Origin of the sequence: Bacillus sp. Xin1, from assembly GCF_013314535.1 — a bacterium.
Taxonomy (GTDB): domain Bacteria; phylum Bacillota; class Bacilli; order Bacillales; family Bacillaceae_G; genus Bacillus_A.
The window spans coordinates 78,104-93,473 of sequence record NZ_JABUAE010000017.1; the positions used below are offsets into that span (position 1 = coordinate 78,104).

22 protein-coding genes and 1 pseudogene are annotated in these 15,370 nt (G+C 35.4%); 19 read left to right on the forward strand and 4 right to left on the reverse strand.

The window, feature by feature from the left end; all coding sequences use genetic code 11:
- The first annotated feature begins 142 nt into the window (after positions 1 to 142).
- Positions 143 to 376: a YlmC/YmxH family sporulation protein gene (locus HRG09_RS16095; protein ID WP_174101866.1), complete on the forward strand. Its 234-nt coding sequence runs from the start codon at positions 143 to 145 to the stop codon at positions 374 to 376.
- A gap of 156 nt (positions 377 to 532) precedes the next feature.
- Here the strand turns inward: HRG09_RS16095 and HRG09_RS16100 are convergent, their stop codons facing one another.
- Positions 533 to 676 carry a YjcZ family sporulation protein gene (locus tag HRG09_RS16100; RefSeq protein WP_375335763.1) on the reverse strand — a complete coding sequence of 48 codons (144 nt, stop codon included), beginning with the start codon at positions 674 to 676 and terminating at the stop codon, positions 533 to 535.
- 339 nt (positions 677 to 1,015) lie between these two features.
- Here HRG09_RS16100 and dpaA point away from each other — a divergent pair, with 339 nt between their 5' ends.
- Positions 1,016 to 1,918, forward strand: coding sequence for a dipicolinic acid synthetase subunit A (gene dpaA / locus HRG09_RS16105; protein ID WP_174101867.1), 903 nt, complete (start codon positions 1,016 to 1,018; stop codon positions 1,916 to 1,918).
- Positions 1,915 to 2,385 (forward strand): annotated as a pseudogene (dpaB, locus tag HRG09_RS16110) (dipicolinate synthase subunit B); the annotation flags it as partial. The gene dpaA and the pseudogene dpaB, both read left to right, overlap by 4 nt.
- Here the strand turns inward: dpaB and HRG09_RS16115 are convergent.
- The 3 genes from HRG09_RS16115 to HRG09_RS16125 all read right to left on the reverse strand — a co-directional run bounded on the left by HRG09_RS16115 (position 2,373) and on the right by HRG09_RS16125 (position 5,151).
- Complete coding sequence (locus HRG09_RS16115) at positions 2,373 to 3,920, reverse strand: recombinase family protein (protein ID WP_174101869.1); 1,548 nt, start codon at positions 3,918 to 3,920, stop codon at positions 2,373 to 2,375. The pseudogene dpaB and the gene HRG09_RS16115 sit on opposite strands and share 13 nt — an antisense overlap.
- A gap of 108 nt (positions 3,921 to 4,028) precedes the next feature.
- Entirely contained in the window at positions 4,029 to 4,556 is a 528-nt protein-coding gene (locus HRG09_RS16120) for an ImmA/IrrE family metallo-endopeptidase (protein WP_174101871.1), read from the reverse strand.
- A 211-nt stretch (positions 4,557 to 4,767) separates the two neighbouring features.
- Positions 4,768 to 5,151 (reverse strand): helix-turn-helix domain-containing protein, encoded by a 384-nt coding sequence (locus HRG09_RS16125; RefSeq protein WP_174101873.1) that lies wholly within the window; start codon positions 5,149 to 5,151, stop codon positions 4,768 to 4,770.
- 148 nt (positions 5,152 to 5,299) lie between these two features.
- Here HRG09_RS16125 and HRG09_RS16130 point away from each other — a divergent pair, with 148 nt between their 5' ends.
- The 16 genes from HRG09_RS16130 to HRG09_RS16205 form a co-directional block, all read left to right on the forward strand.
- Positions 5,300 to 5,506, forward strand: coding sequence for a helix-turn-helix transcriptional regulator (locus HRG09_RS16130; RefSeq protein WP_174101875.1), 207 nt, complete (start codon positions 5,300 to 5,302; stop codon positions 5,504 to 5,506).
- 24 nt (positions 5,507 to 5,530) lie between these two features.
- Complete coding sequence (locus HRG09_RS16135; protein WP_174101877.1) at positions 5,531 to 5,779, forward strand: hypothetical protein; 249 nt, start codon at positions 5,531 to 5,533, stop codon at positions 5,777 to 5,779.
- A 91-nt stretch (positions 5,780 to 5,870) separates the two neighbouring features.
- Positions 5,871 to 6,458, forward strand: coding sequence for a helix-turn-helix domain-containing protein (locus tag HRG09_RS16140; RefSeq protein ID WP_174101878.1), 588 nt, complete (start codon positions 5,871 to 5,873; stop codon positions 6,456 to 6,458).
- A gap of 12 nt (positions 6,459 to 6,470) precedes the next feature.
- Positions 6,471 to 6,692 (forward strand): RNA polymerase subunit sigma, encoded by a 222-nt coding sequence (locus HRG09_RS16145; RefSeq protein ID WP_174101880.1) that lies wholly within the window; start codon positions 6,471 to 6,473, stop codon positions 6,690 to 6,692.
- Positions 6,693 to 6,876: 184 nt separating this feature from the next.
- Entirely contained in the window at positions 6,877 to 7,161 is a 285-nt protein-coding gene (locus tag HRG09_RS16150) for a hypothetical protein (RefSeq protein ID WP_174101882.1), read from the forward strand.
- A gap of 280 nt (positions 7,162 to 7,441) precedes the next feature.
- Positions 7,442 to 8,368: a DnaD domain-containing protein gene (locus tag HRG09_RS16155; protein ID WP_174101884.1), complete on the forward strand. Its 927-nt coding sequence runs from the start codon at positions 7,442 to 7,444 to the stop codon at positions 8,366 to 8,368.
- A complete protein-coding gene (dnaB, locus tag HRG09_RS16160) occupies positions 8,365 to 9,687 on the forward strand; it encodes a replicative DNA helicase (protein WP_174101885.1) in 1,323 nt (440 codons plus the stop codon). The genes HRG09_RS16155 and dnaB overlap by 4 nt, the downstream gene beginning before the upstream one ends.
- Positions 9,687 to 9,875, forward strand: a complete 189-nt coding sequence (locus HRG09_RS16165) for a hypothetical protein (protein WP_098100898.1) — start codon at positions 9,687 to 9,689, stop codon at positions 9,873 to 9,875. The genes dnaB and HRG09_RS16165 overlap by 1 nt, the downstream gene beginning before the upstream one ends.
- A complete protein-coding gene (locus HRG09_RS16170; protein WP_174101887.1) occupies positions 9,850 to 10,134 on the forward strand; it encodes a hypothetical protein in 285 nt (94 codons plus the stop codon). Before HRG09_RS16165 ends, HRG09_RS16170 begins: the two co-directional genes overlap by 26 nt.
- On the forward strand, positions 10,109 to 10,471 hold the full coding sequence (locus HRG09_RS16175) for a cell division protein SepF (RefSeq protein ID WP_174101902.1): 363 nt from the start codon (positions 10,109 to 10,111) through the stop codon (positions 10,469 to 10,471). The genes HRG09_RS16170 and HRG09_RS16175 overlap by 26 nt, the downstream gene beginning before the upstream one ends.
- 76 nt (positions 10,472 to 10,547) lie before the next feature.
- Entirely contained in the window at positions 10,548 to 10,739 is a 192-nt protein-coding gene (locus HRG09_RS16180) for a DUF3954 domain-containing protein (RefSeq protein ID WP_174101889.1), read from the forward strand.
- Positions 10,740 to 11,276: 537 nt separating this feature from the next.
- Positions 11,277 to 11,879: a hypothetical protein gene (locus HRG09_RS16185; protein WP_174101891.1), complete on the forward strand. Its 603-nt coding sequence runs from the start codon at positions 11,277 to 11,279 to the stop codon at positions 11,877 to 11,879.
- A gap of 1,739 nt (positions 11,880 to 13,618) precedes the next feature.
- Positions 13,619 to 13,894, forward strand: coding sequence for a hypothetical protein (locus tag HRG09_RS16190; RefSeq protein WP_174101893.1), 276 nt, complete (start codon positions 13,619 to 13,621; stop codon positions 13,892 to 13,894).
- A 344-nt stretch (positions 13,895 to 14,238) separates the two neighbouring features.
- Positions 14,239 to 14,421, forward strand: coding sequence for a hypothetical protein (locus tag HRG09_RS16195; protein WP_174101895.1), 183 nt, complete (start codon positions 14,239 to 14,241; stop codon positions 14,419 to 14,421).
- 175 nt (positions 14,422 to 14,596) lie between these two features.
- Positions 14,597 to 15,067: an ArpU family phage packaging/lysis transcriptional regulator gene (locus HRG09_RS16200; RefSeq protein ID WP_174101897.1), complete on the forward strand. Its 471-nt coding sequence runs from the start codon at positions 14,597 to 14,599 to the stop codon at positions 15,065 to 15,067.
- On the forward strand, positions 15,064 to 15,370 hold a 307-nt coding region (locus HRG09_RS16205; protein ID WP_174101899.1), incomplete at its 3' end, for a tyrosine-type recombinase/integrase. The genes HRG09_RS16200 and HRG09_RS16205, both read left to right, overlap by 4 nt.

Genomic DNA, 15,370 nt, shown 5'->3' on the forward strand with positions numbered 1-15,370 from the left:
AGCTTTTGCAATTATAAAACTTTTGAATAGGGGGAGTGGAGCGCATTTTTTGGTATTTTTTACAGACATGCAGAATACGTACTTATTATAGGATGGGATTTGAGGATACTGTATGAAAGATGTTTAGAAAGGAGAGAGTCATATGCGTTTAAGTGAATTAAGTGGAAAAGAAATTGTGGACCTAGAGCGGGCAGAAAAAATGGGGGTTTTAGGTCACGCTGATTTAGAAATTAATGAAAAAGACGGGAAGATTCAAGCCCTCATCATACCAGTTGGAAAATGGGGTGGATTCAAAAGAGAACAGCAAGAAGTAAAGGTAGAGTGGAGCAGGATTAAGAAGGTTGGACATGATATGATTATTTTTGATTTGGAATAGTAGCAAATACAGTAGAAATTTATAATTTAAGGTAACGTAAATGATTAAAAATGAACATATAGATTATCTTAAACATATGATATATGAATTAAGGATTGCTTCACACAATGTGAAGCAATCCATTATGTGACTTTAAAAAGATGCGAAAGGTGTTACTTAACCACCATTAAATCCGCCACTCCAACAGCTTGCTCCAATAATAATAAGGAGAATAAACAACACGACTAGTAAAGCAAATCCTCCGTAACCACCGCATCCATATCCTATTTGTTCAGCCAAGAGATCTCCCCTCCACTCTATACAAAAATAAACTTCCCAATACTACCAAAAGTTTTAACAATACAGCTAGTAATGGAAGTAAGCTAAAAAGAGCTAATTTTGTCAGTGCAACAGCTCGTTCTTGATTGTCAATACACTGATACTATATGTAGAAGCTGGCGAAGGGTTTTATATTAATTTTTTCCTTTTTGGACAAGTGTCATTAATAAATTTGTTTATCTTAATATTATATTTTAAAATAGTACACCTTTCCGTTTGAATTCAATCACCCAAAGCTTATACAGTACATATGATGTGGAGGAAAAAGAAAAAGTAGGCACTTTTCTTATAAATGAAAGAAAAAAGAAGGTGAAGTAGGGAATGTTGACTGAGATGCACATTGCTGTCATAGGAGGAGATGCAAGGCAGCTAGAAGTGATTCGTAAGTTGGTTGAACTTGATGCGAAACTTTCATTAGTAGGATTTGATCAACTGGATCATGGTTTTACAGGGGCAGCAAAAGAGAGTATGCAAAATCTAGATTTCACTTCTTTAGATGCAATTATTTTGCCGGTAGCAGGAACAAATGCAAAAGGAGAAGTAGATACTATTTTTTCAAACGAAAAAGTTATGCTAACGAAAGAACAGATTGAAAAAACACCAGCAAACTTTACTATATATTCAGGAATTGGTACGCCGTATTTAGAGAGCATTGTATCTACTACAAATCGAAAACTTGTAAAACTATTCGATCGTGATGATGTGGCAATCTACAATTCAATCCCAACGGTAGAAGGAACATTAATGATGGTTATTCAACATACAGATTATACAATTCATGGTTCAAATGTCATGGTTTTAGGGTTTGGTAGAACAGGAATGAGTGTAGCGAGAGCTTTTCAATCACTAGGAGCTCATGTCAAAGTAGGAGCACGACGCTCAGAACATATTGCTCGTATTTCGGAAATGATGTTCTCTCCTTTTTATATGCAGGATATTGAGAAAGAAGCAAGTGATGTTGATATTGTCATTAATACAATTCCACATCTTGTTGTAACGGCAAGTGTTATCTCGCGGATGCCAGCTCATACATTGATCATTGATTTGGCATCTAAGCCTGGTGGTACGGATTTTCGTTATGCAGAGAAGCGGGGGATTAAAGCTTTGTTAGCACCTGGTCTTCCAGGGATTGTTGCGCCAAAAACAGCAGGACAAATTTTAGCAAATGTTCTTTCTCAGTTATTAACAGCAGATATGATTGCGAAGGAGGAGAATGGAAGATGAGTTTAAAAGGGAAACGAATTGGGTTTGGGTTTACAGGTTCTCATTGTACGTATGAAGAAGTTATGCCACATTTAGAAAAGTTAGTTGCAGAAGGAGCGGAAGTGAGACCGGTTGTTTCCTATACTGTACAATCGACAAATACTAGATTTGGTGAAGGGGCAGAGTGGATTAAAAAGATTGAAGAAGTAACGGGACATAAAGTAATTAATTCAATCGTTGGAGCAGAACCTCTTGGTCCAAAGATTCCGCTAGATTGTATGGTTATCGCTCCTTTAACAGGAAATTCAATGAGTAAATTTGCAAATGCAATGACAGATTCTCCAGTATTAATGGCAGCGAAGGCAACGCTTCGAAATGGAAAACCGGTTGTATTAGCTGTTTCTACAAATGATGCTCTTGGTTTAAATGGCGTAAACCTAATTACACCAACAAGATGGCAACAAAGCGCGAACGCTTATTTGTCGCCATCTTTAGGGAGCTTAGGGTAAAGCACAAGTTCGAAATCATCGAGTCTTTGCCACTTTTCCTTCTTATAAACAGCCTTTTCTAAAACCGACTTTAGGAGGCTGTTTTTCTTTTTCGGATCATCTGTTTTGAAGTACAGATCAAGAACATGCTCGACTTGGGGAATTGTATCTTTCTTTACTTTTTCCTTTTTGATTTCTATTTTAATTTCTTTCTTGAGATTTTCCATCGTTTCAGTAATTTCATTAATACGATTAGAAACAACATTAGAACGTTCTAAAAACATATCGACAGTATAAACACCACGCTCTAATAAATCATGTAAATTATTTTTTTGCTTTTGGACATCCACTAACTCTTTTTCAAGTTTTCGTAATGCAGCCTCGTTCATTTGGATAATTTGCGTTTCTTTTGTATTTTCATCTTGCTTATGTTTTTCAAAATCAGCTTTATAATTGATGTACCACTCTTTTAATGCTTCGAGTAAACGTTTTTCAATTAATTCTGTATAACTGGATTTGTTTTCACAACCGCGATGTTTACAATCCATTGTATTCTTTCGATTCTTTGGATATCGTTGTACCATACTATAGCCGCATTTCCCGCATTTAATAATTCCAGCTAGTGGATTCGTTAATCCATTTGTATTATAGGGAATATGATACCTCGTGTTTAATTTCTCCTGTACTTTTTCAAATAGGCTTTCTGGGATAATCGGATCATGCTTTCCGTCCGCGATAATCCAATCTGACTTATCTTGCCTTGTACAACTACGCTTCGTAGCATCTGGACGCTTTACTTCTTTTCTCTTTTGCCATGTTACTTTTCCAATGTAGACGTGATTTTTTAACATATCTAATATACTATATGGATTCCAAGCGTTACCTAACTTACTTTTGTAGCCAAGTTCGTTTAGTTTTCGCATAATTGCATTTGCACCCATATCCTCATTGGCATACCATTCAAATATCATTCTGACAACAGAAGCTTCTTCTGAATTAATCGTTAATGTACGTTCACGCTTATTTAGACGATGGATATCATATCCGTATGGTGCATGTGTACCAAGGTAATTACCAGCTTCTACACTTGCAATACGCCCACGTTGCATACGACGTGTAATAATCTTTAATTCCTTACGTGCCATAAACGCTTCAAATTCGCTGTATTCTTCGTCCCACTCATCATTAAGATCATAAGTCTTCCTTGGTGTCATAATCTTCGTATTCGAGCGTTTGAACGTCTCTAAGATGATTCCTTGTTCTTTCATACCACCACGACCTAGACGATCCATATCCATACAAAGAACAACATCATATTTGTTATCTTCAATTTCTTCAAGAAGCGCCAACATTTCAGGACGTTTCACTAAGCTCTCACCAGAAACGATTTCCTCACGGACAGCTAAAACATTTAAGTTTTTCTCCCTAGCGATTTTCAGCAGGGTAGTACGGTGCTTTGCTAAAGTTTCGCCTTCACCGCGTGCTTCCGCTTCAAGGTCGGCACGGGATTTACGTAGGTAGATTGCGGTTTTCATAGAGAATCCTCCTTTGAGTAGTATTAATTATACGAAAAGCAAGTGGTATAAATTATAAAAAGTTAAGTGAGTTAGTCATTAAGTGCATTCAAGTAGAATCTATAGTTTTTACTGCATAATTAAATATGTTTGTGAAAAAACGTTTTGCAAATGACTAGCTAGCAGCTGATTTTCATAATGCAACAAGCGTTGCTCCGCAGTATGAAATGAAACATTGAAAGTTTTTGCAATGAGGTAAATCGATTCTTTTCTGGTTTCGGGGAGGGTTAGTGTCCTTAACATAAAAGTAGGAATACAAAAATGTAGCTTGAAATTGTTTGCTTTTGCTCCTTGGTAGTCTAAAAATAATTTCGGTATGTATAGCTGATTTCCTACATGGAATAGAATATGACAAAGCTCATGACCAAAGTCCTCCCATTGTTGATAAGCCATGTTTCGATTATCAATAATAATACTGGGCAAATTATTTCTACAAATAGCACGACTTCCAAATGGAGCAAAATGTAACCAAATATTTAGTTTTTGGGTAATTGTTATCATATCAATTTGTTCTGGAATAAAAATAGATAAAGAATGATACAAATTTTTAATATAATCTTCGATTTGTGTTGTGTAGTAAGGCTGTGTTTTATGCATATCATTTCACTCCATTGTCAAAAAAATACAAACGTACGTTCTTATTTTACTGTAAAAAGAAAAGCCCGTGAAGGGGCTAAAAATATAACTCCAAGTATCTAAGGTGATTTCTCCATTTTTCTAAAATCTAATAATATAGGAACAATTAACCATTCATTGACCAAATAAATACACGCAATTTAGCGTGTAATTTATTATGTATCTTATTTAATTAGCTTTGTTTATCCCCAGGTTTACGATTTTTTTCTTTATTTTTAATAAATTCCCAAAACTGTCTAAGCTCTTCTTGTTTTTCAGGAGAAGCATCCTTTATATCTTTAAACCAAAGACCAAGTTCAGGATCGTTAAGTGTTTTTTCTAAATTATGATCTATCTCGTTTTCTTTCGGAAGGATGGATTCTTCATTAAGAAGAAAATCTACAGAAACACCAAAAAAGTTTGCGATTTCGAGTAAACGTGATTTTCTTGGTAAACGATCGTCACTATTTTCATAATGCGTGATAGAAGAACGAGGGATATTTAGTTTAGCTGCTAATTCTTCTTGCGAAAGTCCTTTAGATTCCCTGAGTTCTCTTAATTTTGTAGAAAATGACAAATTTATCCCTCCTTTATAAATAAGATTTTAACATGATATGTTCGTGGAAAAAACAGTGCGAAAAACGAACAAACCTATTGGCATGTTCGTTTTAAGAACATATTATGTATTTATAAAGTTCGAAAAACGCACGTAAGGTGGTGAAAAATTGAATAAGATCACAAACTTAAGAAAAGAAAAAGGAATAACCCAAGAAGAGTTAGCTGTAAAAATCGGAATAACAAGAGCTTACTTATCAAATCTAGAAAATGGAAAGCATAAACCATCTTTAGATGTAGCCTTAAAAATCGCAGAAGCATTAGAAAGTACTGTAGAAAAAATTTTTAAATATAAAGTTCGAAAAACGCACGTATAAACTAGTTAGAAAGAAGGTGGGAAAATGACAGCAATTCAAATGGCAGTACCAACAGATCAGCAGCATACAAATGTAAAAAGCACTTCAAGAGGTGACACCATGAGCCAACAAGAAGAATATGCAGCGACTTATGAATTCGGAAAAACGAAAGTCCATGTTGTGGCTCCTGAACCAAAATCGCAAAAGGAAATTGATAAAATCCTTCGAGCATATTACGAGGCTGGTTGGGCCATCATCAAAGAAATGCAAGCAAAAGAAAGTATCGAGGATTAATTCCTCTCTTCTTACATAAAGAATAGACAAGTTATATATTCTTTATACTTTATTGTAATCCTTTGAAAGATGAATACGGAGGCGAACAAATATGGGAACAAGTATATATTGCAATTCATCAGTAGGAACATTATTACGTAATGCGAGAGAACGTTGTGGAAATGCACATTATCGAACAAAGAAAGGTCTAGCAGAATACCTCGGCATCACTTACGAACGTTTGAAAAATATTGAATCTGGTTTTTCTAAAGTGCCTTTTGAATTAGCAATGGATTGGTGTGATGCAACGGAAGCACCGATAAACAAACAAGCAATCAAACATATTTATGGTGTAGGGTTACCACCTACAGATCCACGTTTAACAAGCGATGTGAACTTACAGCTTATGAATTACATCAAGCAAGCTGAAGAGGGTATTGCGGCCGCGAAGGAAATCATGAAATTACAAGTTACAAACCGTTCTTGGCAGCTAGATGAAAAACAAAAACATGAATATGCAAGGCACGCAAAAGAAATATTCGATATGATGCAAGCCACACAATGTGTAGTACAAGCGTTAGATCAAATTCATTTTGGAATTATGGACCAAATACAAAGAAGTTGGTTGCAAAAGGCGATTTCGGAAAACGTTGTTGTACAAACCGTGGACAGTTTAATGAATTTAACAAAAGTGTTGTAAGGGGGAATACATATGACAGTAGATTATAAGAATCCTAATTTAAACGATTATAAGAGTTTAATTCGTTACGAGGCAAAGCTAGATGGTGAGATAAAAATAGCTAAAACATTTAACGATGCAAAAAAACTTGAAGCGTTACAAAGGGAAAAGAAGTTAGTGGGAATTCGTATAAAAATTATTGAAGCGTCATTTACGTTAAAACATAAATGGGCAAAAGAAAAAGCTACCGCCTAGGAAACAGTAGCTCTGAAAAAATATGATGAAGCAATTATAACACTTTATTATTTGTTTGGACAAGCCGTTGTGCTTGTCGTTATGACCAGAAAGGATTGTTACCCCTCCATCCCCTTTAAAGATATCCCTTTCTGGTTGTAACGATGCGTACAGCATTAATTTACATAGTAAAGAGGTGAAAACCATGACAACTGAATACAATTGTCTGCATAATCTTGTTCTTCTAGGAGACTTTTCGTTTGCAAATGAACTTCATGATTGCATGAATACATGCATTTACAACATGTTCAACGCTAAATCTCATAAGGAAGCGAATTATTGGGAAGAAGAGCTTAATCGATGTGTAAAAGAGTTTAAGATGCTTCGTGAAGAAAAGGAAGAACATGAAGTATCTAAAAGTTATAGTGTGATTATTAAAGGACCTCGTTCTAAAGACGTTAACGCTTCACTGGTAAGTCGTAGGAAATAAAAAATCTATCACTTTGCCGAGTGATAGATAAATAGTGGTAGGTAAATTTTGGTTAGGTTAATTATACCAAATCATAAACGGTATAACAATGGAGTGTATTGCATGCTTTTAGACAAAACATTACATAGAGTGTTGTTAAACCCCAAGATTGTTCAAAAGGTAAAGCCAAAACAACACCTTACTTATTTAGTACAGTAATATCTTAAAAAAGGTTATAAAAATTATCGCTTATTACGTGTAGAGGACGGGGTTGCGATATGTAAACGGGAGGATGAATAGCATGGCAGTTTTTAGACCAGTACAAGTTTCATTTTGGCAGGATGCAAAAGTTATTGAGGAGATGACTCCAGAAGATAAATTATTTAATCTGTATCTTCTTACAAACCCATGTACTACTCAAATAGGTGTATACCAAATCACCAAAAAGCAAATGGCTTTTGATTTAGGTTACTCCATGGAAAGTGTTAATTCACTCTTAGATCGTTTTGAAAACCATCATAAATTAGTTAAGTATAATCCAGAAACACGCGAACTAGCGATTATCAACTGGGGGAAATACAACCTTAATAGAGGAGGTAAACCAATTGAGGATTGTGTTCGCAAAGAACTGGATGGGGTAGTTGATATTAGTCTTGTTAGTTTAGTCGCTCCAAAAGTTAAAAATGATAAAATCCGTACTATTTTTGAAGAATTTCTTGCTGTTAACGATACGTGCCACGATACGCCCACGATAAGTGGGGAAAAAGAAGAAGAAAAAGAAAAAGAAGAACAACAACAAGAAGAACGTGCGAATGCGGAAGAGGTTGTTGTTAATCCAATTTCTTTTTACGAACAAAACTTCGGATTCATTACACCTTTTATCGCAGAAGGCATTAACGCATGGGTAGATGACTTAAATGCAGAGTTAGTTGTTAAGGCAATGGAGATTGCTTTAGAAAAAAATACTAGAAACATGTCTTACGTAAATACGATTTTACGAGATTGGCATCTTAAAGGCTTGAAAACAGTAGGTGATGTTGAGGCAGCTGATAAAGCATTTCGTGATAAACGAACAGCACAAGCAAAGCAACAACCTGTATATCAATCGGCAGCTATGTCTGAATCTACTAAGCAAGTGTTACAGCAGCAAGAATCATGGAAACAAAACATTCCTACAGACGAGGAACTTGCAGCACTTAACCAACAGAATGGATGGATGATGCAATGAGTAACGAAATCATTCGCAATGTAGAAGCCGAACAAAGTGTTTTAGGTAGCATCATCATCGAAGGGGATTTGATAAAAGATTGTCAGTTAAAACAAAATCAGTTTTCTCTTCCAACACATCAAGCCATTTTTAAAGCGATGAGAGAACTTGAAGATGCTGAAAGTCCTATAGATCTTGTGACTGTAGTTGAAAAATTAGATAGTTTTATAAATCAAATTGGTGGCATTCAGTTTTTAGTTAATTTAGCTGAGGGCGTTTCAACAACAAAAAACTTTTCGTATCACGAGGGTCTTGTGATAGAAGCATGGAAAATGCGACATGCTCAAGAGGTTGCTGGTGATTTATATAAGCGTCTTCAGAAGGACAAAGATATTAGTGTAATCAGCAATACAATTGATGAATTAAATGCGATAGAGGAAACAGGTTATTCAGGTGAGTTTGATTTAAAGGGAACGCTTGTTGATCTATATAAGAAAATGCAAATCGATGTTGGTGATTTAACAGGCATCGATACAGGATACAGCGACTTGAATCGAATGACTTCTGGATTACAAGCAGGAGATTTAATCATCGTTGGTGCACGTCCAGCAATGGGTAAAACAGCATTTGTACTGAACGTTGCTTATCATGCGGCAAGCTCGGATACAGCAGTTGGAATCTTTTCTTTAGAGATGGGAGAAGAACAATTGCTCAAGCGAATGATTTCTAGTGCTGGTAATGTTGATGCAACCAAAATGAAAAATCCTAAGAAGCTTTGCAATATCAAAGATTGGGAAAATATTAGTCAAGCGATGGGGCTGATAAATAATTTACCGCTGGAAATATACGATAAAGCAAATGTAACAATGCAAGAAATTTATGCAAAAACCAGAAAACTAAAACGTAAACATCCAGATAAAAAGGTATTAATAGCGATTGATTATTTACAGCTTATTGTTGGTGATCTAAAGCATCGAGGCAATCGTATGCAAGAGATTGGTGAGATTAGTCGTAAGTTGAAATTGATGGCCAGGGAATTAGATGTATGTGTAGTTGCTTTATCACAATTAAGTCGTGCTGTTGAGAGCAGACAAGATAAACGTCCTCTGTTATCTGATTTACGTGAGACAGGGCAAATTGAGCAAGATGCTGACTTGATTGCATTTTTATATCGTGAAGATTATTACGATGCAGAAACAGCGAACAAAAACATAACTGAAATTATTCTGGCCAAGCAGAGAAATGGGCCTGTCGGTACAGTAGAGCTTGCATTCATTAAAGAGTTTAGCAAATTCATTAATTTAGAGAGAAGATACGATAACCAACAGGAGGCACGGTAATGTTATTACGACGGGAAGTTGAAAGAAGAAAGTTATTTATTATTCGTAAATTACTAGATTTAGGATTATCTGAAATAAACGGACAAACATTAGACCAATTAACGTTAACGCAGCTTGAAGGGATTTTAGCAGCAAGCTTGCAAGTGCTGGAGGGAACAAAAAATGATTCTAACAAGAAATTGGCGTAATGGAGATACGATTCATCTCAAACGTAAAAAATTTAAAGATATCCTACATGCCGTACAGGATTTAGAAAAAAGAGGATATTCATGTGTTCATCCGATTAGATCGTTAGTGCAGTGGCAGAGAGAATTCATTCATAAGCGAACGAACGGAAAGATTAGTACAGCTAATTATAGCTTTAAACAAACGGATGCTGATACTTGTTATGTTGTAATGATGAGAAAAGAAAAGAGTGAAGATTATGAAGCAGCTAACGATTTTTGATGTTGAGCCTGTTGTTTCATTTGATCTCAATAAAGCGAATGTTCATCGATTGAATTCAAAATTACGTTTTGCTGATGTAGTTGTACAAATACCTCGTCAAGCCAAAGCAATTGATGAATTGAAACCAACGACAGCACCAGATGATCGTTATGAATTATTTGAAGAGTACGCAATTGGGGTTTGGCGTTATAAACGAGCGGAGGATAAACAATTTGAGTGGGAAGAAGCGGAAGAAATGTGTAAGCGAGCAAGGGATAGTAAAAAGCCAATTTCGATACGGCTTCACTTATCTATTGAGCAACCGTTCATTCCAGAGAATGTTGTGCAATATTTATAGGCAAATAAAAAAGCCGGGATCACTCCCGACATAATTATTCGGCAAAGTAATTATAACACAAATAGGAGTGGTTCCGGTGGCAATTATTAAGGAAAACATTGCAGAAATGAAGGCTGAAATTTCATTAGCAGAAAATATGATTTATGTTGTGAAAGATGGACAAGTTCATCCAATAGAGCCACCCACAAGTGGTCACGGGGAACAGTCCTTTGTATATAAAAGTGGAAAAGTAACTCGTATGGATGAACGGAAGACGCAGTTGATTTAATACCAAATTTGAATTTTATAGAAAAGTAAGGGAGTGGGATAATTCTATAAATAAAGACCCTGCTCTCAATAATGAGAGCAGGGTCCTTGGATGAAGTTACTGAGTTCGTGAGATGATGAACGCCAGCAACCGAATAGTATCATGATTATTCAGAAAAAACAAAGGGGAAATGCTTCCTGATTTTCTAATAATAGTAAAATAAAAGACTTTTCAAAATGATTGATTTATAACAAAAGCGTTATTTTAATCGAAATGGGGGATGCGGAGATGAAATAAGACCGCTCCTTTTATGAGAACGGTCCTGAAAGAAGCATTTGTTGGAGGTCGCTACGAATAGCTAACAATGTCTTCACCAATAAGTATGGACAATATTTTTACGTCTATACACAAAAAGGCAGGCAACTAATTAAGTTACCCGCCTGTTCTTAAACGACACGGAGGAGAGAGCTCCGTTTTGAAAGAGTACAGCCGTAGGGAAGCCGGCTCAGAGGTAGTATGTGTAATACAAAAAAGATTATTCGTAAAGGGGAATGAGAGATGGAATATATTGAAAAAGCAACTAAAGACATTAAAGAGAATTGGTTTGAAGAACATGTGGCTGAAATTCAAGGTGAAGAAGGATTACAGGTTATTTATTGGGGCAAGCCTGGGACGAATATGTATCGCACTAAATTTGTTCTTTCAGGATATAACGTGTTTGTTTCTGGTGATATTGGTGAAGCGGTGTACAACCTTACATGTCCAGCAACATTAGAAAATATCAAAGGATTCGATTTAGGGTATTTTACTGGAAAGTTAACGGCTTTTTGTGAAGAACGTTGGAATTTCGATGAAGAAAAGGCTAAAAGGGAACTTGATGAATATTGGAAAGAATACGATATGAATGAAACAACAGAAAGCGGACAAGAAGTATATGATGGCATTATTTCAGCGATTGATGAGAGTTCATCTATGGAAAGTTACCACTTTTGGTTAAGTGATGTTTATCATAATAGCTCATTAGATTCTGACACGATGGAAGATGTTTGGAATTTCGGTGAAAGGTTACCGCGTCGTTTAATTGGCTACTGGTTGGGGCTACAAATGGCCATTGAGCAATTAGAGAAAAATAAACCTGCAGCAGAAGCAGTGACTTTATAACAAAATAGTTATTTAAACAAAAGAGACCCCGTTATCTACGGGGCTTCTAAGGGTAATCGTCAAGTAATGACGTACTCGACTAATTAACCATAACATGAACTTTTTGGAAATGATATTGGTAAATGTGTCCAAATGAATAAGACCTATCATTTTGAACAAACACGCTATTTTGCACAACAAAGCAGCTAGCTTAATTAGCTAGCTGTTTGTTGTACAAAAGAAACTAGGCCCTACAAGCAATGATTTGTAACTTGAAGTTACAGTTTTAGTATAAACGAGTTTGGAAATATTATGCGGAATGAAACGATAACTTAATAAATACTTCATTTGAATAGAGAATAGGGAAAAGAAATATAAAACTTTTATTGCGAATAGGACAAGCTAAATTGCTTGTCCTATGAGGAGTAAAATAACTTAGGAAGATTTTAAAATCACCAAAATGACTCGTATTGGTAAACTGGCTCATGGATAGTATGTGTGAACGGAAAAGAATTATACAAAAAAATAACAGACAACTTTTTTCACTTGTCTGTTATTAAAGCTCTCGGATAACGGAGGGGAGTCCGTTGGAGAAATTATGGAAATGTCAATAGCTCTTTAAAGAGTATGTACAAAATCAGTGCTAATTATACAAAATTTGTTAATGATTGGCAGACAACATTTTGAGTTGCCTGCCTGTGAGTTGAATGAGTTATCTAATTGTAATGAATCGCATTCTTATTACAAGAAGAGTGAAGCCACTAGTTCGAATGGCTTATGGATAGCGTGTGTATTTTTCCTAAAAATATGTAAAGGCAGACAAAATATTTATTCGCTAAAGAAAAAAGAGCACCTTCAAATAGTGCTCTTGCTAAGATGCATCCTAATAGTAAGAGGTAACTTCATGATAGTATATATTTTTTTATTGAAAGGTGAAAATTAAATAAAAATAGGAGAACAGTTGTATAAACTGTTCTCCCAAGGAGCAGGAGCATCGAAGTTAAATAACATCTCAAATGACAATCAATTAAGCATCCCAGAAATAGTATGTACTAGTAATGGAGTTTTATGCAACAAAGCAGCTAGCTCAATTAGCTAACTATTTGTTGCATAAAAGAAGCGCCGCGCTTACAGCAATGGTTTGTAACCTAAAGTTACAGCTATAGTTTAAACGGGATTTGAAATATTATACGGGATTGAAAGAACCTAATAAAATTTCACTTGAGAACAAAAACTTTGTCCCACTAAATAGAGAAGAACAGTTTTTAAAGCTATTCTCCTAAACAGAAGTGGGGTAAACCAGAGAGCCTCTCAGATGACAATTAATCAAGCCCTACAAAGGTAGTATGTACTTACATTGAAAATCTATACAACAAAGCAGCTGGCTCAATAAACCAACTGCTCGGTTGTCACAACTGTCTCTTAAGGAGTTAGAGTTTAGCGCGATTTCACGGGAATAGAATTATGGCTGGTAGCCTATCTATAATTTGCACGATATTTGAATAAGTATTCACGAATGTTAGAGAAATTAATAAAAATTTCATTTTATACAAAACAAAACCCTAGTTTCCTAGGGTAATGGGTATAACAACTCGATTTAATCAAGCCTCTACATTATAAGGTGTAATCGATATGGTTACTAATGGTAAATGTAACCAAAAGGAGCAGCTAGCAAAAGCTAACTGCTCTCTCCAAAAATGATGATTCGATGCATAGACATTATATGCCAAGATGTTGAGTTTATTCAAGGGGTGATTGATATGGGTAATGTAGAATGGCATGAAGCTGATGATAATAATGATGGAATCAAAACAATAGCAATGATTGAAATTGATAAAAAATTAAAAGGTATAACGATGTATGGGTACAACAGAATAGTCGGTTATAACGGGATCATAAAAGGGGACAAGGTTCTCTATAAAGGAGAAGAATATACAGTGGTAATGGTATCGAGGTTGGGGGATTTTGGGTTATCTAAAACAGGAGAATTACCATACATTTTACGTGTTTGCCCAAAAGATGTCGTGAAGCAGTAAAAGAGCAGCTAGCAAAAGCTAACTGCTCAGCCCAAGGGAATAGGAAGAAAGAGCTTTGGTACTGCAAAAATGGATTATGGATATTCACCAGCCCGTTTATAGTGTAGCCGAGACTTGGATTTTTATTCGGAAAAACTAAAAGAGCAGCTAGCAAAAGCTAACTGCTCAGGTCATGGGTAATAGAGAAATGGGTATCTACATTATTGACGGAATATTGAGTTTTATTCAGGGGGTAGAGGTATGGATAAAGAATGTGGAAAAGAAATAACAACCGGTTTATTACATGAAGAAGATGTATTTTGTTGGGATTGTGTTTATAGCTGGGAATAGGGAGGTAGAGGGAAATGGTAGAGCAAAAAGAGCGGAAAATGGTACCTATGGCATCTTATGGGTGGAATAAAGAAAAACAATGTGTAGAGTTGCAACTGTTAATCAATGAAGAGATATATGTAATGCCGTTGTATAAGAAAGATATAAGAGGCATGGAAACTTGGTTTCAGTTAAGGGAACAAAACTTAATAAAATAATCCTTTTATAAATTACCAAAAAAGAAGAAAATGGTATAATAAATACAATTGAATTATCAGTCCTACTGGAAGAACCAGCGGACATCAAACTATAAAGAGCATTAATAATATTGCTCTGTAGTTTGATGTCTGCTTTTTTTATTTCATTAATAAAATAGACAAGGAGTGTTTATATATGACTCAATTAACTTTCTTGCCAAAGATTGATCGTAAAGCAACACAGGCTCGTTTAGAAAAGATTCTTGAAGACGTTCGTATTTATAGACAGTTTGGGATGATTAGACATGAGATGAAGGTTACAGCTTCTTGTGAAGTAAGATATCATGGCCCAACAAACGTTGTAGGCAAACCAGCTGAGGATGTTGCTTTGGCTAATTTAGAATTGAATAAACGAGAAGAGAGATTAAAGCGTCTATCTTTTCAGATTGATAAGGTGTTAAGTCGTTTCAGTAAGAATCAAAGAGACATTATTGTAAAACGATATTTAGAAGGTGAAGAGGTCTTTGATTACATGGTCTATAACGAGATTGGCATGAGTGAGCGTACATATAGACGCAATAAGTCCAACGCTTTTTATAAACTAGCTTTTGCTCTTAGATTAGAAATATATGAGACAGAAGAGCATCACGGAGGGGATGATCTATGAACTTTGTCCAACCTATCCGAGATCCAGAGCAAATACAACAAATTAAAGAGCACCTCAAGGAAAAGAATGAGCGTAATTATATTCTTTTTGTAATGGGAATTAATACAGGCTTACGGATTAGTGATATTTTAAAACTAAGAGTTAGTGATTTAAAAGGTAGTCATATTTCAATGCGAGAAAAAAAGACAGGCAAGCAGAAACGGATTCAATTGACTCCAGCACTAAAAAGAGAACTACGTTGGTACACTGAAGAAAGAGAAGACAATGAGTATTTGATTAAAAGTCGGGAGGGAAAGAATAAAC